We start from the raw sequence: 19897 nt of genomic DNA on the forward strand, positions 1-19897 counted from the left end.
CTAAACCGGCGCTGCATCCGTCCGTTCGGCGATGGCCCGCGCCTCGTCGGGAGTAAAGCCGGCGCGCTCGGGCGCGATAAGCCATACCAGTCCGCCAAACAGCCCGACAATCAGGCCGCCGAGGCCTAGCAGGACCGATATCGCGAGCGCCTTGTCGGATGCGATTCCAGCCAGCCCAAGCGCACCGATCATTGCGCCTTCGCGCACGCCCCAGCCTCCGATCGAGATGGGGACGGCAGAGGACAAGATGACGAGCGGAATCAGAACAAAGGCGCCAAGTGGGGAGAGTGGCGCTTGAAGTCCGACCGCAAGGACATAGCAGGTCGTGACGGTAATCAGGTGAACGACAATGGCGGATCCGACCAACATGGCTCGGCCCCTCACCGCCAACAACGGGGCTCTGACCAGGATTACGAATTGCACGACTTTGGCCGGCACGGCCGAGACCAAGCGCGGCGGCCAGCGGTCCAGCGTCATGAGCGCGATTGCACCGAGGCATGCAGCCGCCAGAATGGTCAGGATTGCGAAAAGGATCGAGCTGTCTCGGACGAGAGGCAGCAGGAACGGCATTCCTGCCAGGACGATGAGGCTGAGGGCTAGCAGGGCCAAAAAGCGATCGGCTACGATGCTGCCGATCGTTTGCGACCATTGCACGCCCTGACGCCGCAGCATCCAGATCCGGACCGCATCGCCGCCCGCGGGCAATACCTGATTGAAAAAGGTGCTGACGATCAGAATACGCCAGCCGGGCAGCCAGCTCAGCGGCACGTTCATTGCGCGGAGGATCAGGATCCAGCGGTGGCAGAGGACAAAGGTCTGGGCGAACAGCAGGAGCACCGCGAGCGCCAGCACGCTCGGATCGACGGCAAGCAGATCCGTTTTCAGCGACGACAGGTCCTGGCTGCGCAACAGCAACACCAGAATCCCGATCGACACCGCGAATTTGACCAGGGTAACCATTGCTTTTGCTGGCGGCTTCATCGGCTGGTGTTCGTCCTCGATCATTCGCGGCGGGATCGTCGAGCAGCGATAGGGAAGTCTACGGTGTCGCCAGATGCTCCGCAGCGAGCGCACCAATCCGGCTGACGTAGACCTGGACCTCCGCAGCGTCGCCGCCATCGGGCGCCCAGTCGGGAAATATCGTGCGTGAGGGATCGAACGGGCCGGCGGTGGTTTCGTGGAACACCAGCCATTCCGAGGTGATCAGGATCGAGTGGAAGACCTTCTCGGGCATCCGGTAATAGCAGCGCTTGCCCTGGCCGTAGGGCGCCATCTCGAGCACCTCGCGAATGCGGCCGTCATCCTCGAAGATCACGACCTGCGCCGTGCCCTCGATCACGTGAAACGATTCAGGTTTGCCGAGATGCTTGTGCGGCCGGACATAGGCCTCGCGGTGATGCACGATCAGCATTTCATGCAAGCCGGACGAGGGATCCGGATGCGTACACAGCCGGCTGCGCAGGCGCGGGTTGCCGGCGGCGATACGCTTCAGCTCCGCGATCGTGGCGTCGTCCGCCGTGACGATGGCGTCGTCCGAATAGTACACCTCCGGATTCTGCGCGCGCAGCGATGTCGCCCGGCGCAGGCCGGCTTCATTCGAAGAAGATGAACCCATGGTCGCCCCGATAGCCGCATTTGTCGTAGATCCAGGCCCAGGTTTCCGGGCCGTGGAAGCTCAGGCAGGTGAGCTGCCAGTAGAGCAGGTTTGCCTTCTCGCGCTCGTTGCGGAATGATTCCACCATCAGATATTTCGAGGTGCCCCGTCCAACGCGCTCGATTTCAGCCACCGCGCGGAACACGTCTTCGAGCGGCAGGTTGTGCAGCACGCCGAGCGATATCACGAGGTCGAAGCCGTGATCGGGGTAGGGAAGCTCGACGGCGCTGCCGACCTGGAGCCGCGGCCGCACCTCCGCCTTGGCGTTGGCGATGCCGTAGTGGGAGATGTCGATGCCGGCGATCGTGAGGTTGGGGACGAGCTCTGTGAATTCATACAGCAGGTAGCCCTTGCCGCAGCCGACATCGAGCACGCTCATGCCGGGCTTGATGCCGTAGCGATCGATCAGGGCCCGGGCGAGCGGGCGCCAGCGTCCGTCATAGTGATAGCCGCCATAGCCGTAGCGCCGGTCGCCGTCCCAGTAGTCGCGCCCCCATTGCCGGGCAACGGTGGCGGATTCTGCCTTGTCGTGTTCGACCACGCGCTGAACGTAGTTTCGGCTGGTCGAGGCGTGCATCGGCTGGAGCAGGTTGATCTCGGTCATGGGGGCCAACCGGTCCGCGACATCGTCACAGGATGGTGGCGTATTTATTGACCAGCAGGATGTCCTCGACGGCCTGGATGTCCTTCTGCGACGACAGCGCGATTTCCTCGACGGCGGCGTGCAGGTCGCAGCCTTCGCGCAACACGCGGTCGTAGATCTCCCGTCGTCGTGCCTCGTCGGGCGGCAGCATGAAGATGCTGTAGAGGATCAGGCCATTCAGGCGGGGCAACTCGTCCATGATGTCCTCGAGCACCATGTAGCTGCCGGGCATGATGTGTTCGACGGCGCTGAGCAGGAATTGCAGGTTCTTCCGCCGCGCGTAGTCGCGGATCACTATGTTCTGGACGTGCTGCGGGGTGCGGCTGCCGTTCAGCGGCCGGGCACCGATATAGCCGCGATGGCCGGCTCGCTCAGCCATGGAAGCCTCCCGGCAGCTTGTATTGCATGCCGACCCGCGTCGCCGGGCGCAGCAGGATCGGCTCGAAGAACTCGCCGAAGCGCTTGTCAGCGTAGGGCGACATGATGCTCTTGAACCGGCAATTCATGCTCCAGCGGGTGCCGGGCTCCTCGTTGACGCGATTGCCGTGCATCAGGGTCTGGTTGAACAGCATCACGTGACCGTAGGGAATCTCGATGAAGGTCGCGTGCGGCTTGATCGTCTTGTAGAGTTCTTCGGCGCTGCGCAGGTCGGCCATCCGGTCCTGCATCTCACCGTTCAGCGACGGCGGCAGCAGATACATCGCCTTGGTGTGGTGGACGTCCACCAGCGGCACCCACACTACGACCTCGAACGGCGAATCTCCCGACCAGACGTCGGAATGGGTGGCGAGCAGCGACGAGCTGTCGCCGGGCATCTGGATGCTGAGATTGACGCGGCGCTGCATGCAGAGCTCGTTGCCGACGATGGTCTCGATGGTCGAGCGCGCGAGGCGGAAATAGGTCGGCCGGAACCACGGTTCGGCGTTGAGGCCGTTGAAAACGTGCAGCCGCAGGCCGTTGAGGTCGTCCACGCTCACCCGGGTGTGGATGCTGTCGAGCATCGCATAGGGGTCGTTGCTGTGCGGCAGCTTGAGATAGTCCGCAGCGAGTTCGGCGGCGCGCCGCTGGATACGGTCGAGGCCTGCGCGATCGTCGGCCGGCGTGGTGACGAAGCCGTTGTCGATGAAGCGCTGCGCCAACGCCTTCTCATCAGCCTGAAGGAAGTCGGTATCCGTCATGCAAAATACTCCCGGGCGGTCGCGCAAATATAGCTGATATCGGCGGCCGACAGGAACTGGTTGATGGGAAGCGTGAGGATCTGGTCCGCCTGCCGTTCCGTCACCGGGAACGCGCCGCGGCCTTTCCCGAGATGCGCCGCCGCCGGCTGCAGATGGATCGGGACCGGATAGTGGATCGCGGTCTCGATGCCCTTGTCGGCCAGATATCTCTGGAAGTCGTTGCGGCGGTCGGTCTGCACCACGAAGGTGTGGAAGGTGTTGAACTCGATGTTGCGGCAGGGCGGAATGAACAGGGGAAGCCCTGCCAGCTCGGCGCGGTATTGCGCGGCATTGCGACGCCGGCGTTCGATCACCGCGGGCAAACGACGCAGGCGAATGCGCAGCACCTCTGCCTGGAGCGTGTCGAGCCGCGAGACGATGCCCCATTCCTGGACGTCGCTGCGGTTGATCAGGCCGTGATTGCGCAGGCGGCGGATCCGTGCGGCCATCTCGGCGTCGGCGGTAACGAGGAAGCCGGCATCGCCCGCGGCATTCAGATTCTTCAGCGGATGGGCGGAAAAGCAGCCGAACGTGCCGATGGTGCCGCTCATGCGGCCGTCATAGGTCGAGCCGATGGCTTGGGCGCTGTCCTCGATCACCGCGAGCGCGTGCTTGTCCGCAATCGCCATCAGCGGGCCCATGTCGGCCATGCGGCCGGTCAGGTGCACCGGCATGATCGCCTTGGTGCGCGGCGTGACCGCGGCCTCGACCGCGGCGGGATCGATGTTCTGGTCCGGCAGCACGTCCGCAAACACGGGCGTGGCGCCGACCGCGACGATGGCGGCGGTCGATGCCACGAACGAATTCGGCGGGGTGATCACCTCGTCGCCGGGACCGATGTCGAGCGCCCGCAAGGCGAGGATCAGCGCGTCGGTGCCGGAATTCAGCGTCACCACATGGGGCGAGCCGAGATAGGCGGACAATTCCTCCTCGAGCTTTCCGACCGCCGCGCCGCCGATGAAGTCGCCGCGCTGGAACACGCCTTCCACCGCCTGCATGATCTCGGTGCGCTCTTCCTCGAACTGGGCTGGAAGATTGACGTAACCGATGCGCCGGCGGCCGGTGTCAGCGTCCATGGCAGAACTTCCTGACGGTCTCGATGACACGGTCCTGCTGGGCGCGCGTCAGATGCTGGTCGACGGGGAAGCTGATGACTTCCTTGGCGTGGCGATCCGTGACCGGGAAGGTGCCGGGCGCGTAGCCGAGATGCCTGAGGCCTTCCTGCTGATACAGCGGGATCGGATAGTGGATCTTGGCCTCGATGCCGTTGTCGAGGCAGTATTTGTAGAGTTCGTCGCGGCGCTCGGCGAACACCATGTAGAGATGGTAGACGTGCTTCACGTTGGGCCGGCGCTGTGGAACGCGCAGGCCTGGCAGACCGGCAAGGCCCGCGTCGTAATAGGCCGCGTTCTCGATCCGGCGCCGCGTGATTTCGCCGGTCTGGCCGATCAGCCAGTTGCCGACGACGGCCTGCAAGGAATCGAGACGCGAGTTGCAGCCGAGGATCGAGATCTCGTCGCGGTTCTTCATGCCGTGGTTGCGGATCAGGCGGAGCTTTTCGTTCATGCCGTCGTCGTTGGTGACGACGACGCCGGCATCGCCCCAGACGTTGAGGTTCTTGAGCGGATGCAGCGAGAAGCCGGCGGCGATGCCGTGGGTGCCGGAGCGCTTGCCCGAAAATTCCGACAGGATGCCCTGGCAGGCGTCCTCGACCACCGGGAGGTTGTGACGCTGCGCGATCGGCATCAGCTTGCCCATGTCGGTGACCTCGCCGGTCAGCTGAACCGGCATGATCGCCTTGGTCTTTTTGGTGATGGCGGCTTCGACCAGGTCGACGTTCATGCAGAAGGAATCGTCGCAGTCGACCAGCACCGGCGTGGCGCCGGTCTCTGCGATCGCGCCGACGGTGGCGATGAAGGTGTTGGCGGCGGTGATGACCTCGTCGCCGTGGCCGACGCCGAGCGCTTTGAGCGGCAGCTTGAGCGCGTCGGTGCCGGATCCGACGCCGATGGCGTAGCGAACGCCGATCAGTTCGGCAAAGCGTTTCTCGAATTCGGCGACGGGCTTGCCAAGGGTGAAGTCACCGGTCGCAACCAGCCGGCCGATCTCGGCCAGAATGGGGGCGGGGTCGGAGAATTGCTCGAGCAGATAGGAATATCGAACGTCGTACATGTGACCCGTCAGGTGGAATGGAGTTGAGGGGAGGATGTGCGCGACGCCGCGAGCGCGTGCTCGATCGAGGTCGCGATGGCATTCGGCGCGAGACCGTGCTTCTTCAGCAGCGAGTCCTGCGAGCCGTAATTGTGCATGAAGCGGTCCGGCAGCGAGAGCCGCAGCATCGCGGGCAGGCCGGAGCCGAGCTTGTCGATCAGCGTCTCGGCGACCGCGCTGCCGAGGCCGCCGGAGGGCACGTGCTCCTCCAGCGTTGCGAGAAGCTTGATGCCGCGGATTGCCTGCAGCAGCGCTTCGGTGTCGAGCGGCTTCACCGTATGCATGTGGAGGATGCCGGCGCGGATGCCTTGCGCGGCCAGCAGGTCCGCTGCTGCGATGGCTCGCTGCAGCATGATGCCGGTGGTCACCATGAGGACGTCGCCCGGCGGGCGCATCAGGATGGCCTTGCCGATCTCGAAGCCGTGCTCGGCCTTCGAGACGATGGCGTCGCCGCCCTTGCCGAGCCGGATGTAGATTGGTCCGGTCCAGTCGAGCGTCTTGTCCATCATGCGCGCGGCCTCGTCGGCATCGCACGGGCAGATCACCGTCATGTTCGGCAGCGCCCGCATGATGGCGATGTCTTCGATCGCCTGATGGGTGGGGCCGAGCGGCGCGTAGACCAGCCCCCCGCCATTGGCGATCAGGCGCACCGGCAGATTGTGCAGACAGAGATCGACGGCGACCTGCTCGTAGCAGCGGCGGGTGAGGAACGTCGCGATGGTATTGACGTAAGGCACGAAGCCTTCCATCGCGAGACCGGCAGACATGCCGATGATGTGCGCTTCCGAAATGCCCTCGATCAGATGGCGCTTCGGAAACTCCTTGCTCATTGCACGCAGCGTGCCGGCGCCGGGATCGGAGCCGATATAGAGCACACGCTCGTCGCGCGCGGCGAGCTTGTGGACCATGTTCATCGCGGTGTTGCGCATGGGAAGCCGATCAAAAATCGCCGACGGCGACGCGGATGGCGTCGAGCTCGCTGTCGGACAGCTTGTTCTTGTGATGCCAGTCGGCGTTGGATTCCGCGGGCGGCAGACCCTTGCCTTTGACGGTATGGCAGATCACCGCGGTGGGCTTGCCAGGAACGGCCGGGACCTGCTTGAGCACGGTACGCAGGGCGCCGACGTCGTGGCCGTTGATCTCCTGCACGGCAAAGCCGAAGCTGCGCCATTTGTCGGCAAGTGGCTCCAGCGGCAGCACGTAGTCGGTGGGCCCGTAGCTCTGGAGCTTGTTGTAATCGATCATCGCGACGAGGTTGTCGAGCCCGTGCTTGGCCGCGCCCATGGCGGCCTCCCACACCGATCCCTCGTTGATCTCGCCGTCGCCAAGCAGCACGAAGGTCCGGTAGCTGCGCTCGCGCATGCGGGCGGCGAGCGCGAGGCCGACGCCGATCGACAGGCCGTGTCCGAGTGCTCCGGTCGAGGCCTCGACCCCGGGCACCATGCCGTATTCGGGGTGTCCGCCCAAAATACTGTCGGAACCGCAAAAGCCATCCAGCTCCGAGAGCGGGAAGAAGCCGCGGTCGGCGAGCAGCGCGTAAAGCGCCAGACAACCGTGTCCCTTGCTGAGGATGGCGCGGTCGCGTTCGGGATCGCGCGGGTTCTGCGGGTCGATCCGCAGCACGTCGTCGTAAAGCACGCGCACCATCTCGATCAGCGAGAGGGCTGGACCGACATGGCCGCGTCCCGCGGAGCGGACAGAACCGAGGACAAGGCGGCGCAAATAGAGACTGCGCTCGTCCAGCGTGCAGGTGAGGGCGGCTTCAGCGTGGGGTGAGATCTGGATCACGTTGGCAAATCGTTTGATGAAGCCGGCGGGCTTTGTCGAGCTGACCGGCAAGGCGGACCGTCAGATCGCCACCTTGCGCAACCAAGGCGCGCCGGGAGCGGCTTTCGGGCAAATAAGCATTCAGGACAATCAGGCACCAAATCGCCCCGAACACAGGATACAGTACGTCACGGCGGATCGCAAACGCGTCATCCCCGGCCTCGAAGGCGCGCGAGAGCCTTTCGATCAAGCGATTCGCGCTGACCTCGGGCAGATCGCTGCCGGGGTGGATCGCGGTGTCGGACACGAGTTTGACCGGGTCGTCCCAGCCGAAATATTCGAAGTCGATGAAGCGCAGCCTGCCGTCTTGGCCGCGCAGCGCATTGTGCAATCCGAAATCCGACGGGCTCAATGCGCGATGCGCGGGCAAAAGGTCCTCTGCAGGATCTCGCCCCAGTTCCGCATAGCGCCGGCGGAGCCGCTGAACGGCGGCGGCAGTGCTGGGAACCAGGCTGCCGTCGACAAAGGCTCGCAAGTCCGGATGATCGTCGGAGGCCAGCCTGAGTCCGTCCAGGCGCTGCTCGTACTGAGCGATGGCTTCCTCGGGTGAAAAGATGCTGGCTGACGCGTTCCGCAAGGTGCGCGCACCTTCGGCGCCGCGCAGCTTCTGCAATTCGATCAGGAAATCGGCCAGCTGGTCGGCATCGTCGTCCTGGGGATGCAGCACAGCAGCGTCGCCGTCGAACCATTGATACAGCGCGCAGAACGCCTCCTTGTCCTTTGCGACCGGCCGGGGTGTCGAAGCGATGCCGTGGCGCGACAGGAACGTCAGTGCGTCATATTCCTGTCCCAGGCGGTCGCGCCCGTCGGACGGATAATGCTTGAGGGCGAGGGGCGGTCCCTCCGCCATCTGCAGTCGAAACACCCTGTTATTGCCGCCGGATCGCGCCGGCTGCGCGGCCACGACCCGGGCTCCCGCCAGACGGCTGCCGATCTCCACTGCATCCGCTGCGCCGATGTCGGGCTCGCTCATGCCGCAAACACCTCGTCGCGGATGCCGGCCCATGTCGCGATCGGCTTGCAATGTCCGGGGTGCGGGAACTGCGAACGCGTGAACAGGATCGATCGCGTGCCCTTCGGGAAATGCGGCTGCTCGAACACCTCGACGAGATCGTCGATGAAGATGTCCAGCTCCAGGCTCGCAAGCCTGTCGACCTTGGCGGCCATCGTGTCCTCAAAATAAACGTCGCCGCTGGCCACCGCCGCGTCCGCGGTATCGATGAGGCCGGCGCCACGCAGCCATCCGCGTGCGGCCTCGCGGAGGTCGGTATGGTCGGTGTCCTGATGACCGTATCGGGTCTTGTGGCTGACGATGTACACCTTGGCGCCGGCCTGTCTGCACGCCGCGAGGAATTCGCGAACGCCCGGATAGATCTCGGCGCCGCCAATGCCCTTGCCATAGACGAAGCCCTGCAGGCCTTGCCAGGCGAGTTCGCCACCGTTGCGGGATCGCAAGAGATCCCGCACATCGTTCTTCAGCCCCTCCCAGCCCTCCGGCACCAGGTCGCGCTGACGCGCCGCAGCGGCAAAGACCTTGTCGTAGCAGATGATCGTGTTGTCGAAATCGATGCCGATCCGCACGCCGCTCACTTCAGGCTGATGTTCTGCATCATCTTGATGTTGAAATACCGGGGATCGTTGAGCGAGTTCGGCAGGCGACCGGACTTGAAGGCGTCCACCAGGCCGGACACGGCCTGCTCGATCGTGTGCGACGGTGCAAAACCGAGCTCGCGGCGGATCTTCTCCGAGGAGACGTGATAGGAGCGCAGATCGTCGGTCGGCTCGACGGCCACTTCGACGTTGTTTCCGGCCACCGATTTGACGATGTCGGCGATCTTCATCAGCGAGTGGTTCTCGTAGCCGATGTTGTAGGTCTTGCCGTCGATCTTTGCGTCTTCCTGCTGCAGCAGGAAGAGATAGGCCGCCGACATGTCCTGGATGTGCAAATTGGGCCGCTTCTGCGTCCCGCCGAACACGCGGATGCGGCCGGTGTTGACCGCGAGGTTGGTCAGGATGTTGACGACGACGTCGAGCCGCTGCCGCGGAGCGTAGCCGCAGACGGTGGCGGGACGAACCGTGCAGGCGACGAAGCCGGAAGCGGCCTCTTCGGCGAGGTCGGTCTCGCACATCGCCTTGAACTTGGAGTAGTCGGTGAGCGGCTCGCAGGACAGTTCCTCGGTCACCTCGGCCTCGTCCTTGATGCCGTAGACGCTCGAGGAGGAGGCGTAGATGAAGCGCTTGATGCCGGCCTTCTTGGCGGCGCGTACCATGGGGCGGAAGCAGTCGTAGTTGATGGACTTGCCGAGCCCGGGATCCAGCTCGAACGAGGGGTCATTGGAGATGCAGGCGAGGTGGATCACCGCGTTGTTGCCGCGCAGGGCTTCGTTGATCGCGGCTTCATCGCGGATGTCGCCTTTGATCAGGCGAAGGTTCGGATTGTTGCGAACCGCGTCGAAGACGGATTCGCCATACATGAACAGATCGAGCACCGTGACCTTGTGGCCCGCTGCCAGCAACTGGGGAACCAGCACGCTACCGACGTAGCCGGCGCCACCGGTGACCATCACGTTCCATTTCTGATCAATCACTGTCGTTCTCCAGATTTCCGGTTCGCGTCACTTCAACAACGCGGTGACGAATTTGACCAGCGGCGCCTTTTCCACCGAGTTGCGGTGACCGACGATGCCGACCTTGATCGCGCCGGCCGCGTTGCCGATGAAGGCGACGTCCTCGATATTGCCGCCGGCCGCCACCAGCGGCGCCGTAATCGTCAGGAAGGCGTCGCCGGCACCGACCGTGTCGACGACGGTCTTGGTGAAAGCGGGCACGCGCGCGACGCCGGTCTTTGACGAGAAGGGGTAGCAGCCGAAGGAGCCGTGCGTGATGATCATGTTGTCGCAATCGATCTTGCGGTGCAGGCCGTCCTCGATCACCGAAGCGATGTCGCTGAACTTGTCGGTCGCGGCCAGGCGGGCTTCCGGCGCGTCGATGCAGACGTAGTCGGCTTTCGGATATTTCGTGATCAGATTGTAGCCGTGGTTTCCGCTGTTGCTCTGGGCGTTGACCGCCAGGAACTTGGAGTTTGCTATCAGCGTGTCGATGGTGCTGGGCGCGATCATGCCGTGACCGAAATCGGTGACGATCACCACGTCCCCGCCACGAACGCGCTCGGCGGTGATCCGGTCGATCTCCTTGCGCTCGGCCGCGTCGAGCGGCGTGTCGTCCATGGTGTAGACTTCGAAGAGCTTGTGCAGATAGCCCATCTCGACGTAGCGCAATTTGCGGGTGGTCGGACGGCCCTGAATGCGGATCGGCGTCAGCGTGACATTCGGGCGGACATGCGCGCGAATGAACTCCTCGGGGTAGTCGTTGCCACCCAGCGTCGTGACGATCTCCACCGACTTGCAGAAGCTCGCGACGTGATTGGCCGCGGCAATGACGCCGCCGGCAAATTGTTCGCCATTCTTGAGCAGGGTGGCGACGATGTTCTCCTTCGAAGCCTTCCCAAGCGCCGTGACGTACTGGTATTCGTCGATGATGGTATCGCCGACCAGCACGACGTGCATGTCCTGGATCTTGTCGATCAGCTTCAGCAGGCGTTCGGCGCCGCCGCCTTCGCGCACCTTCTGGAGATAGTCCCGCAGCGGGGGATCGTAGATGTCGAAATAGCGGTTCAGCAGCGACGACGAGCTGAAGGTAACGTCGCGCGTGAAGACGATTCGTCCGCCATGGCGTTCGACGACCTCGCGCTCGGTGGCGATCTTGCCGGTGACGTCGTCTTCGGGATTCTCGTAGTCCGAGCCTTTCACGTAGGTGTCGGGGCGCACGGTATCGAGGACGGGCTCGGCGCTGGAGGTCCGGTTGATGCCGACCCAGTCGACCGTGCCGAGCGCGGCCAGCATCTCGGCGCGCATGTTCTCCGGGAAGATCGGCCGTCCCGGCCCCTTGTTGACGAAACGGTCGGCGGTGATGGTCACGATGACCACGTCGGCCTCGTTGCGCGCCGCCAGGATGTGCCGGACGTGGCCGAGATGCACCAGATCGAACACGCCGTGGCAGAGCGCGACGGTCAGGCCCTTGGCCTGCGCGGCGCGCGCAATTTCGCCCAGCTCCTCGATCGTCTTGATCTTGTCGTGCGGTGCCGGATGGCCGGTCGGCTTGTCTGTCGCAGCATTGCCCATGTGAATTACCTAAAGCGCCGGCAGCTCTCAGACGGCCGGTCCGAAATGATCGACTCGCAGCAACGATATCCGGCGAGCCTGTTCAAGAGCTTGCCTTCTGCGGCGAGCCGTCGTCACCGAGATACTTGAACCAGTCCTTGGTGGCGTCGGCGATCTTGTCGACCGTCCACAAGGGCGCATCCTTGTACTGATCCACCGACTTCAGCATCGTCGCGACGCCGTCCTCGAATTTCACCTTCGGCGTCCAGTTCAGGACCCGCTTGATCTCAGTGATGTCGGCGTAGGTGCAATCGGGCTCGCCCGGACGCTTGGGAATATGGACCTTGTCGCCGCCGAGAAGCTCGACCAGCCGGTTGACGCTGTAGGTGTTGTCCGAGCCGACGTTGAATATCCGGTGCGAGATATCGGAGCGCGCGGCGGTGACGAAGGCGTCCGCGACGTCGCTGACGAAGGTAAAATCGCGCGTCTGCTCGCCGTCGCCGACCACCGTGAAGGGCTTGCCGGCGAGCTTCTGTGCCATGAAGACGCCGAACACGGCGCCGTAGGTGCCGGTGGTGCGATGCCGCGGCCCGTACACGTTGAACAGGCGCAGCGCCACCGCGGGAATCTTGTAGACCTGGCACCAGTGCATGACGCACTGCTCACCCAGATTCTTGGTGAGCGCGTAGGGATACATCGGCCGGATCTCGGCGCTCTCGGGCGTCGGATAGACGTCGGGAATACCGTAGCAGGACGATGATGCGGCGTAGACGAAGCGCTTGGCGCCGGCGTGCCGAGCCGCTTCCAGAACGTTGACCGTGCCGTCGACATTGGCGCGATGATAGGGGATCGGGGACTCGATCGAGGGGACGATGTCGGCCAGCGCCGCAAGATGGAAGACCCAGTCGATACCGTGGAAATACGGCTTGATCTGATCGAGGTCGGTGACGTCGGCCCGCACGACCTTCAACTGACTCGAACCGGCGCGTGCGGCCAGATTTTCGGGGCGCCCGATGACGAAATTATCGAGCGCGATGACCTCGTGTCCGTCGTCGAGGAGACGATCGACGAGGTGGCTTCCAATGAACCCGGCGCCGCCAGTAACGATGCATTTCATGAGGAACATCCGTGACGCGAATGCCCAGCGAAACAGGCCCGCCAATGGTGAGTGAAACCCGAAAGCCGACTACCAGCCGCTCGCTGACTTTGCAAGTATTATACCTTTGCAATCCTTGGTAATAGCCGGTATCACCCGGACATGTTGCAATCGAGCCGCCAGCCCATGTCCGCCGTGTCCGTCGATCCCGATCACAAGGCTTTCCTCGACGATTACGTGGGACGCCTCCATCGCGCGACGGCGGTCGACGACGGCGTTTTCGCCGCGATCTCCGCCACCCGCGCGATCTGGTTGAGCGCGCGCGAGCAGGGCGGCCGCGTCATCTTCATCGGTAACGGCGGCTCGGCCGGCATCGCCTCGCATCTGGCAATCGATCTGGCGAAGAACGCGTCGGTGCCTGCGCTCTGCTTCAGCGACGCGAGCATGATGTCGTGCCTTGCCAACGACTACGGGTTCGAGGACTGGATTGCGCACGCGGTGCGGCTGAGCGCCCGTGCCGGCGACTGCCTCGTCGCGATTAGTTCGTCGGGGCGTTCGAAGAACATCCTCAATGCGGTTGCGCAGGCGCGGACGATGAAGCTCGACGTGATCACCCTGTCGGGCATGAACGCTGACAATCCGCTGCGCAATCTTGGCGACGTCAACTTCTTCGTCGACAGCCGCAGCTACAACATTGTCGAGACCACGCACCAGTTCTGGATGATGGCCGCGATCGACCTCGTGATCGGTCGCGCGGAATATCCGGCATCCTGAGGCGGGCATCCGATGCAGTCGCGGTTCAAACAGGCGTCCCTGTTTTCGATAAAGCTGCTGCTGTCGATCGCGGTGCTGGTCTACATCGCGCGCGGCCTCGATCTGCAGCGGTTGCGCAGCCATCTCGTCTCGGTCGATCCTTTGCTGTTCGTCCTGGCGCTGTCGTTGATCTTCTTCCAGACCTTCGTGCTCAACGGCCGGTGGGAACTGATCATGCGCGCGCTCGGGGTGTCGCTGGACTGGCTCGCGGGCTGGCGGATCCTGATGATCAGTCTCTGGTTCAATCAGGTGTTGCCGTCCTCAGTCGGCGGTGATGCGGTGCGGATGTGGCTGCTGCGCCAGCGCGGCGTGCAGTGGCCGGAAGCCGTCAAGGGCGTTGCGGCCGACCGTTTCACGGCATTGATCGGCCTGATCGCGCTGATGGTGGCCGGATTGCCGTTCCTGCTGTCTCGCGTGTCCGATCATGCTGCGATTCTGGCCATCGGCGGGCTGACACTGGCCGGCGTCGCCGGCACCGTGGTTCTGTTGACGCTCGACCGGCTGCCCAAGCGCCTGATCGCCCACCCGGCGATCGCAAGCTTCGTCCGGTTCGGAGCGCTGGTGCGGTTTCTTCTCCTGCAGTCGGAGCGTCGCGCCTTGCTGTTCGGGTCGGCGCTGCTCATCCATGTCGTGACCGCAGCGGCGTGCTTTGCCCTGGCGCGCGGTGTCGGAGCGCAGCTCTCGGTGGTGGACGCCGGCGTTTTGATTCCGCCCGTGGTGCTGTTGACGGCGGTCCCGATCTCGATCAGCGGCTGGGGTGTTCGCGAGGGAGCGATGGTCGCCTGCCTCGGCCTGGCGGGTGTCCCCTCCGAGGAAGCGCTGTCGGTTTCGCTGCTGCTGGGTGCCATCAGCGTGATCATTGGGCTCGTCGGCGGCGCGATCTGGCTGGCAAGTCCGGAACGTGGATCGTATTCAGCGGACAAGGCCGCCAAGGCGGCGGAGGAAGCTCCCAGCTACGACGGGCTGGGCAAGGAAGTCTCGAGCCATCCATGACGCGCCTGAGCCCGTTGCTGGCGGTCTGGTCTTCACGGGGTGGGATTGCCTCACCCGATCGCGTATCTCATTTTTCGGTTCCACGATGAAAAATCTGTTCTCCGTCCGCCACACCTGCCGCCTCTGTCATTCGGACAAGCAGGAGCTGGTCGTCCCGATGGCAGGCATGCCGATCGGCACGCCGAACTTCCAGGTCCCCGACGCCAGCGTCGACGATCCTGTTTTCCGGGCCGCGGTGCCGATGGCGCTGCATCTGTGCAGGGATTGCGGCCACCTGCAGATTCTCCATGTCGGTAATCCCGAGATCCAGTACCGCAACTACGTCTACACAACCTCGCTCTCGCTTGGTCTGCGCGAGCACTTCGCCGGCTATGCCAACGACGTCGTCAGCCGCTTCGGCATCGCGCCGGGCTCGCTGGTCGTCGAGCTCGGCAGCAACGACGGATCGCTGCTCGGCTACTTCAAGGAGCGCGGCATGCGGGTGCTGGGCGTCGATCCCGCTGTCGATATCGCCAAGCGCGCGACCGAGGCGGGAATCGAGACCATCGGTGATTTCTTCACCGATGCCATTGGCCACCGCATCCTGCAGAGCCACGGTGCGGCGAGCGTCGTGATCGCCAACAACATGATCGCCAATGTCGACAATCTCGATCCGCTGGTGATCGGTGTTCGCGACGTGCTCGCGCCGGACGGGCTGTTCGTCTTCGAGACGCAATACGGCGTCGACGTCACCGAGAAGAACCTCCTCGACACCGTCTATCACGAGCATCTGTCGTATTTTAACATCAAGCCGCTGATCCGGTTCTTTGCCCGGCTCGGCATGGAGCTGATCGACGTCCAGCACATCTGGACCAAGGGCGGCTCGATCCGCGTCACCGTGCAGCGCGCCGGTGGCGCCAAGAAACCGTCGCCCGAGATCGCACGGTTCGTCGCCGAGGAAGAGCGGCTCGGCGTCGATCAGCCGGCCTATTATGGGCCCTATGTGAAGCGGATCGCCGCCATCAGGGACGAACTGGTCGCGATGGCCGATGCAGCCCATGCGCGCGGGCAGCTCGTTGCCGGCTACGGCGTCTCGGTCGGCACCACGACGCTGCTGCCGCAGTTCGGCCTGGAGAACAAGATCGACTTCCTGGTCGACGACGACCCCAACAAGGGGAACGTGATGGCCGGCCCGGGTTACGACATCCCGATCCTGCCGCCTGCCGCCCTCTACGAGCGCAAGCCGGCGTTCGTCGTCGTGTTCGCCTGGCGCTATGTCGACCCGATCCGGGCCAAGCACGCCCGCTATTTCGCCGAGGGCGGGAAGTTCGTGGTTCCGCTGCCGGGCATTTCCATGGTCGACCGGGCCGACTAACGGTCCGCCGGGGCCGCCCCCCGCGAGGAGGGCGGCGGGGATGGTCCGAACTCAGAGAGGCCGATCGGCAGGGCCGGGTAACCCGTTGATTCGGATCGGCTCTGTGGGGAGCCTTCGGGCCTGCAGGGTGGCTCGGCGGGCGCGGCGTGACCTTGACGTTTGGCCGTATCCGCAGTAGATACCCCGCACTCGCTGCCGGCCCGCTGAGACGCGGATATCCGGCGCGGCTTTGAAATCCCCGAACAATCGAGCCCGGTTTCCGGCTCATCCTTCGAGACAGAGGGCTGGGCCAAAGGCGGCTGTTCGGATCCCTGAAATTCATTCGCGTCTGTCGACGGACGTTGGACATCAAACGATGGCAGTCAGCCCGTTCAAGTTCTTGCAGGAAGTGCGCTCGGAGACCGCCAAAGTCACCTGGCCGACCCGTCGTGAGACCACGATCACCACCATCATGGTGTTCGTCATGGTCGCGGTGGCCTCGATCTTCTTCTTCGCCGCCGACCAGATCATCCGCGTCCTCATCACCTTCCTTTTGGGCATTCACTGATGGCTACAGCAACCGCTCAACTGTCCGACAAGCGCTGGTACATCGTCCACGCCTATTCGAACTTCGAGAAGAAGGTTCAGGAATCGATCCGCGAACAGGCCAAGCAGCGTGGGCTTGAAGATCTTTTCGAGCAGATTCTGGTCCCGACCGAGAAGGTCACGGAAGTGCGCCGCGGCCGCAAGATCGACGCCGAGCGCAAGTTCTTCCCGGGCTACGTGCTGGTGAAGATGAAGCTGACCGACGAAGCGTTTCATCTGATCAAGAACACGCCGAAGGTCACGGGCTTCCTCGGCGCCGAAAACAAGCCGATGCCGATTTCTGAATCGGAAGCCATGCGCATCCTGCACCAGGTGCAGGAGGGCGTGGAACGGCCGAAGGCGTCGGTGTCGTTCGAGATCGGCGAGAACGTGCGCGTGGCCGATGGCCCGTTCGCCTCGTTCTCGGGTGTGGTCGAGGAAATCGACGAGGCGCGCTCGCGCGTGAAGGTCGCGGTGTCGATCTTCGGCCGGGCCACGCCGGTCGAACTGGAATTCGGTCAGGTCGAGAAGGTCTGACCGGACGAGGCGTGAGATTTCGGTCTCACGCGACTAGAGGCCGTGGGAGGGAGAGGGCGGTAGCCAGCCGCATCCGACCCAGACCACGAACCTGAAACCGCCGGCCTGGCCGGCACAACAGGAGTGATACATGGCAAAGAAAGTGACCGGATACCTGAAGCTTCAGGTCCCGGCCGGTGCGGCGAATCCCTCGCCCCCGATCGGTCCCGCGCTCGGTCAGCGCGGTCTCAACATCATGGAGTTCTGCAAGGCGTTCAACGCGCAGACCCAGAAGGAAGAGAAGAACACCCCGATTCCCGTCGTGATCACGATCTACGCCGATCGTTCGTTCACGTTCGAGATGAAGACCCCCCCGATGTCGTTCTTCCTCAAGCAGGCCGCCAAGATCCAGTCCGGCTCGAAGGCGCCGGGCCGTGACAAGGCCGGCAAGGTGACCAAGGCGCAGGTGCGCGAGATCGCCGAGAAGAAGATGAAGGATCTCAATTGCGACTCGATCGAGTCGGCCATGAAGATGGTCGAGGGCTCTGCCCGTTCGATGGGTCTGGAAGTGGCGGGGTAAGCGGCTATGGCAATCGGAAAGCGTTTGAACAAAGCCCGCGAAGGTGTTGATCGCGAAAAGCTTTACCCGCTCGCAGACGCCATCAAGATGGTCAAGGAACGCGCGAAAGCGAAGTTCGACGAGACCATCGAGGTCGCGATCAATCTCGGCGTCGATCCGCGTCACGCCGACCAGATGGTCCGTGGCGTCGTGACCCTGCCGAACGGCACCGGCCGTACGCTCCGCGTCGGCGTGTTCGCCCGTGGCGCCAAGGCTGACGAAGCCAAGGCCGCGGGTGCCGACGTCGTCGGCGCCGAAGACCTGGTCGAGAAGGTGCAGAACGGCTCGATCGATTTCGACCGCTGCATCGCCACCCCCGACATGATGCCGCTGGTTGGCCGGTTGGGTAAGGTGCTCGGCCCGCGCGGCCTGATGCCGAACCCGAAGATCGGCACCGTGACCATGGACGTCACCGGCGCGGTGAAGGGTGCCAAGGGCGGCTCGGTCGAGTTCCGCGTCGAGAAGGCCGGCATTCTGCAGGCGGGCGTCGGCAAGGCTTCGTTCTCCGAGGAGAAGCTGGTCGAGAATATCAAGGCTCTCGCTGATGCTGTCTCGAAGGCGAAGCCGGCCGGCTCCAAGGGCACCTACATCCAGCGCGTTGCGGTGTCCTCGACGATGGGCCCCGGCGTGAAGGTCGAGCCGAACACGATTCTCGGCTAAGGTCTGCCTCGGCTAGAGGTTCGGAAATTGCATCAGGCGAAGGGCGGAATTGGGCAACCGATTCCGCCCTTCGTCGTTTGTGGCAGGGCTCACCGGAAACAAGAACAATGGCTGACAAGGTCCTGATCTATTCGCGCTTTCCCAAGACGATGATGGCGCGTTTCGCCGAACGGTTCGAACTGCTCGACACCGGCGGCAGGCCCGCAGACGAGGTGTTTTCCGCGGAGGAGCGCAGTGGCATCCGCGCGATGCTGACCGCCGGCGGTTCGCCGCTCGGCGCGGAGGCGATGGACCTGTTTCCAAAACTTGGCGCCATCGTTTGCTACGGCACCGGCTATGACGGTGTCGACCTGACGGCCGCAGCCGCCCGCGACATCGCGGTCGGCCATAGCCCGGGCGCCAATGCCGCCTCGGTGGCCGACATTGCAATGACCCTGATGTTGGCAACGACGCGGCGGATCCTGGTCGCCGACCAATATGTCCGCAGCGGCGATTGGGCGGCGTCGAAGCAATCGCCGATGATGCGCCCGCAGGCGGGCATGCCCGGCCGCCGCATCGGCATCTACGGCATGGGCGAGATCGGCCGCAAGATCGCCGCGCGCTGCGCCGCCTTCGAGAGCGAGATCGGTTATTTCAGCCGGACGAAGTACGATCTTCCTTATCGGTATTTCCCGACGTTGGAGGCGCTGGCCGACTGGTGCAGCGTGCTGATGATCGCGGTTCGGGCAGGGGCCGACACCCAGCATGTCGTCAATTCGGACATCCTGAAGCGCTTGGGCGCCGACGGTTATGTCATCAATATTTCCCGGGGCTCCGTCATCGACGAGAAGGCCCTGGTGGCGGCCCTGACCGACAAGACCATTGCGGGGGCCGGCCTGGATGTTTTCGAGCAGGAACCGCACGCTCCCGACGCCCTGACGGCGCTCCCCAACGTCGTGTTCGCCCCCCATATCGGCGGCCACACGCTCGAATCGCACGTTGCCATGCAGAACTGCGTGCTGGCAAACTTGACCGCATTTTTCGAGGGCAAGCCGCTGCCTTACGGGGTCAAATCGGCCTGAATCGGTCCTTGTCGGCCCGGATCAAGCACCCGGGGCAATGGATTGGAACTGGTGTGAATTTTGCTCTTGGCAAGCAGGCTGCGAGCGGTTAAAGAACCGCTTCCGGACGTACCGGCCTCGGCTGGCGCGTTCGTGCACGCATTCCGAACATCCGACAAGACAGGAGATCATTCCTTTTCAGGACGTCCGTGAGGATTTGCCCGAAGAGGAAGGAAACCCGTCGGTTGGTGGAGTGCGGGCAGGGGTCGGGCGGTTCGCCGGCTGACCTTGTCCTGTCCAAGACTGCAGGCGCCTGCGGGAGATTTCGATTTCTCAATGGCTTAATCGCATGGCCTGCATAGACGGGTGAAGACCGGATTTCACTTCGCGTTCCGCCTTCAGGTGGTCGCGGAATGGGTTTGGTTCGGACCTCGACACGCCGTGGGCTCTCGCGAGCTCCCGGAGGGCAGGCTTTGAATTGTCGTCTCGCCCGGCGCGTGTCCGATGGGTTTTGGCCCTGAGGTTCAGGT

Annotated in this window: 22 protein-coding genes; 8 read left to right on the forward strand and 14 right to left on the reverse strand. The window is 63.8% G+C overall.

Annotated elements, in window-relative coordinates; genetic code table 11:
- The 14 genes from JQ580_RS28990 to JQ580_RS29055 all read right to left on the reverse strand — a co-directional run bounded on the left by JQ580_RS28990 (position 1) and on the right by JQ580_RS29055 (position 12829).
- A complete protein-coding gene (locus tag JQ580_RS28990; protein ID WP_249134523.1) occupies positions 1-1005 on the reverse strand; it encodes a lysylphosphatidylglycerol synthase transmembrane domain-containing protein in 1005 nt (334 codons plus the stop codon).
- A 34-nt stretch (positions 1006-1039) separates the two neighbouring features.
- A complete protein-coding gene (locus JQ580_RS28995; RefSeq protein WP_212284044.1) occupies positions 1040-1615 on the reverse strand; it encodes a WbuC family cupin fold metalloprotein in 576 nt (191 codons plus the stop codon).
- Positions 1593-2258 carry a class I SAM-dependent methyltransferase gene (locus JQ580_RS29000; protein WP_212284046.1) on the reverse strand — a complete coding sequence of 222 codons (666 nt, stop codon included), beginning with the start codon at positions 2256-2258 and terminating at the stop codon, positions 1593-1595. The genes JQ580_RS28995 and JQ580_RS29000 overlap by 23 nt, the downstream gene beginning before the upstream one ends.
- Before the next feature lie 25 nt (positions 2259-2283).
- Positions 2284-2676, reverse strand: coding sequence for an LIC12192 family sporadic carbohydrate cluster protein (locus tag JQ580_RS29005; RefSeq protein WP_212284048.1), 393 nt, complete (start codon positions 2674-2676; stop codon positions 2284-2286).
- Positions 2669-3475 (reverse strand): sporadic carbohydrate cluster 2OG-Fe(II) oxygenase, encoded by an 807-nt coding sequence (locus JQ580_RS29010; RefSeq protein WP_212284050.1) that lies wholly within the window; start codon positions 3473-3475, stop codon positions 2669-2671. The genes JQ580_RS29005 and JQ580_RS29010 overlap by 8 nt, the downstream gene beginning before the upstream one ends.
- On the reverse strand, positions 3472-4590 hold the full coding sequence (locus JQ580_RS29015) for a DegT/DnrJ/EryC1/StrS family aminotransferase (RefSeq protein ID WP_212284052.1): 1119 nt from the start codon (positions 4588-4590) through the stop codon (positions 3472-3474). Before JQ580_RS29015 ends, JQ580_RS29010 begins: the two co-directional genes overlap by 4 nt.
- The gene (locus tag JQ580_RS29020) at positions 4580-5686 is read right to left on the reverse strand and encodes a DegT/DnrJ/EryC1/StrS family aminotransferase (RefSeq protein ID WP_212284054.1); all 1107 of its coding nucleotides are present in this window, start codon (positions 5684-5686) and stop codon (positions 4580-4582) included. Before JQ580_RS29020 ends, JQ580_RS29015 begins: the two co-directional genes overlap by 11 nt.
- A gap of 8 nt (positions 5687-5694) precedes the next feature.
- Positions 5695-6654, reverse strand: coding sequence for a transketolase family protein (locus tag JQ580_RS29025; RefSeq protein ID WP_212284056.1), 960 nt, complete (start codon positions 6652-6654; stop codon positions 5695-5697).
- 10 nt (positions 6655-6664) lie between these two features.
- A complete protein-coding gene (locus JQ580_RS29030; protein ID WP_106952787.1) occupies positions 6665-7513 on the reverse strand; it encodes a transketolase in 849 nt (282 codons plus the stop codon).
- Positions 7488-8525 (reverse strand): aminoglycoside phosphotransferase family protein, encoded by a 1038-nt coding sequence (locus JQ580_RS29035; RefSeq protein ID WP_249134524.1) that lies wholly within the window; start codon positions 8523-8525, stop codon positions 7488-7490. The genes JQ580_RS29030 and JQ580_RS29035 overlap by 26 nt, the downstream gene beginning before the upstream one ends.
- Positions 8522-9133: an HAD family hydrolase gene (locus JQ580_RS29040; RefSeq protein WP_249134525.1), complete on the reverse strand. Its 612-nt coding sequence runs from the start codon at positions 9131-9133 to the stop codon at positions 8522-8524. Before JQ580_RS29040 ends, JQ580_RS29035 begins: the two co-directional genes overlap by 4 nt.
- A 5-nt stretch (positions 9134-9138) precedes the next feature.
- Positions 9139-10140 (reverse strand): NAD-dependent epimerase/dehydratase family protein, encoded by a 1002-nt coding sequence (locus JQ580_RS29045; protein ID WP_212284061.1) that lies wholly within the window; start codon positions 10138-10140, stop codon positions 9139-9141.
- 27 nt (positions 10141-10167) lie between these two features.
- Entirely contained in the window at positions 10168-11733 is a 1566-nt protein-coding gene (locus JQ580_RS29050; protein WP_212284063.1) for a PfkB family carbohydrate kinase, read from the reverse strand.
- A gap of 82 nt (positions 11734-11815) precedes the next feature.
- A complete protein-coding gene (locus JQ580_RS29055) occupies positions 11816-12829 on the reverse strand; it encodes an SDR family oxidoreductase (RefSeq protein ID WP_212284065.1) in 1014 nt (337 codons plus the stop codon).
- A gap of 165 nt (positions 12830-12994) precedes the next feature.
- Here JQ580_RS29055 and JQ580_RS29060 point away from each other — a divergent pair, with 165 nt between their 5' ends.
- The 8 genes from JQ580_RS29060 (at position 12995) to JQ580_RS29095 (ending at position 19388) form a co-directional block, all read left to right on the forward strand.
- Positions 12995-13582, forward strand: coding sequence for an SIS domain-containing protein (locus JQ580_RS29060; protein WP_249134526.1), 588 nt, complete (start codon positions 12995-12997; stop codon positions 13580-13582).
- 12 nt (positions 13583-13594) lie between these two features.
- Entirely contained in the window at positions 13595-14614 is a 1020-nt protein-coding gene (locus tag JQ580_RS29065; RefSeq protein ID WP_212284069.1) for a lysylphosphatidylglycerol synthase transmembrane domain-containing protein, read from the forward strand.
- An 85-nt stretch (positions 14615-14699) separates the two neighbouring features.
- Positions 14700-15968: a class I SAM-dependent methyltransferase gene (locus JQ580_RS29070; protein ID WP_212284071.1), complete on the forward strand. Its 1269-nt coding sequence runs from the start codon at positions 14700-14702 to the stop codon at positions 15966-15968.
- 355 nt (positions 15969-16323) lie between these two features.
- Entirely contained in the window at positions 16324-16515 is a 192-nt protein-coding gene (gene secE / locus JQ580_RS29075) for a preprotein translocase subunit SecE (RefSeq protein ID WP_007602984.1), read from the forward strand.
- Positions 16515-17069, forward strand: coding sequence for a transcription termination/antitermination protein NusG (gene nusG / locus JQ580_RS29080; RefSeq protein WP_094895392.1), 555 nt, complete (start codon positions 16515-16517; stop codon positions 17067-17069). Before secE ends, nusG begins: the two co-directional genes overlap by 1 nt.
- A 130-nt stretch (positions 17070-17199) precedes the next feature.
- Positions 17200-17628: a 50S ribosomal protein L11 gene (gene rplK / locus JQ580_RS29085; protein WP_006611824.1), complete on the forward strand. Its 429-nt coding sequence runs from the start codon at positions 17200-17202 to the stop codon at positions 17626-17628.
- Between the two features lie 6 nt (positions 17629-17634).
- A complete protein-coding gene (gene rplA, locus JQ580_RS29090; protein ID WP_094972005.1) occupies positions 17635-18327 on the forward strand; it encodes a 50S ribosomal protein L1 in 693 nt (230 codons plus the stop codon).
- A gap of 107 nt (positions 18328-18434) precedes the next feature.
- On the forward strand, positions 18435-19388 hold the full coding sequence (locus JQ580_RS29095; protein WP_212284073.1) for a 2-hydroxyacid dehydrogenase: 954 nt from the start codon (positions 18435-18437) through the stop codon (positions 19386-19388).
- The last annotated feature ends 509 nt before the right edge of the window (positions 19389-19897 follow it).

This window comes from Bradyrhizobium sp. SZCCT0148, assembly GCF_018129985.1.
GTDB classification, from domain to species: domain Bacteria; phylum Pseudomonadota; class Alphaproteobacteria; order Rhizobiales; family Xanthobacteraceae; genus Bradyrhizobium; species Bradyrhizobium japonicum_H.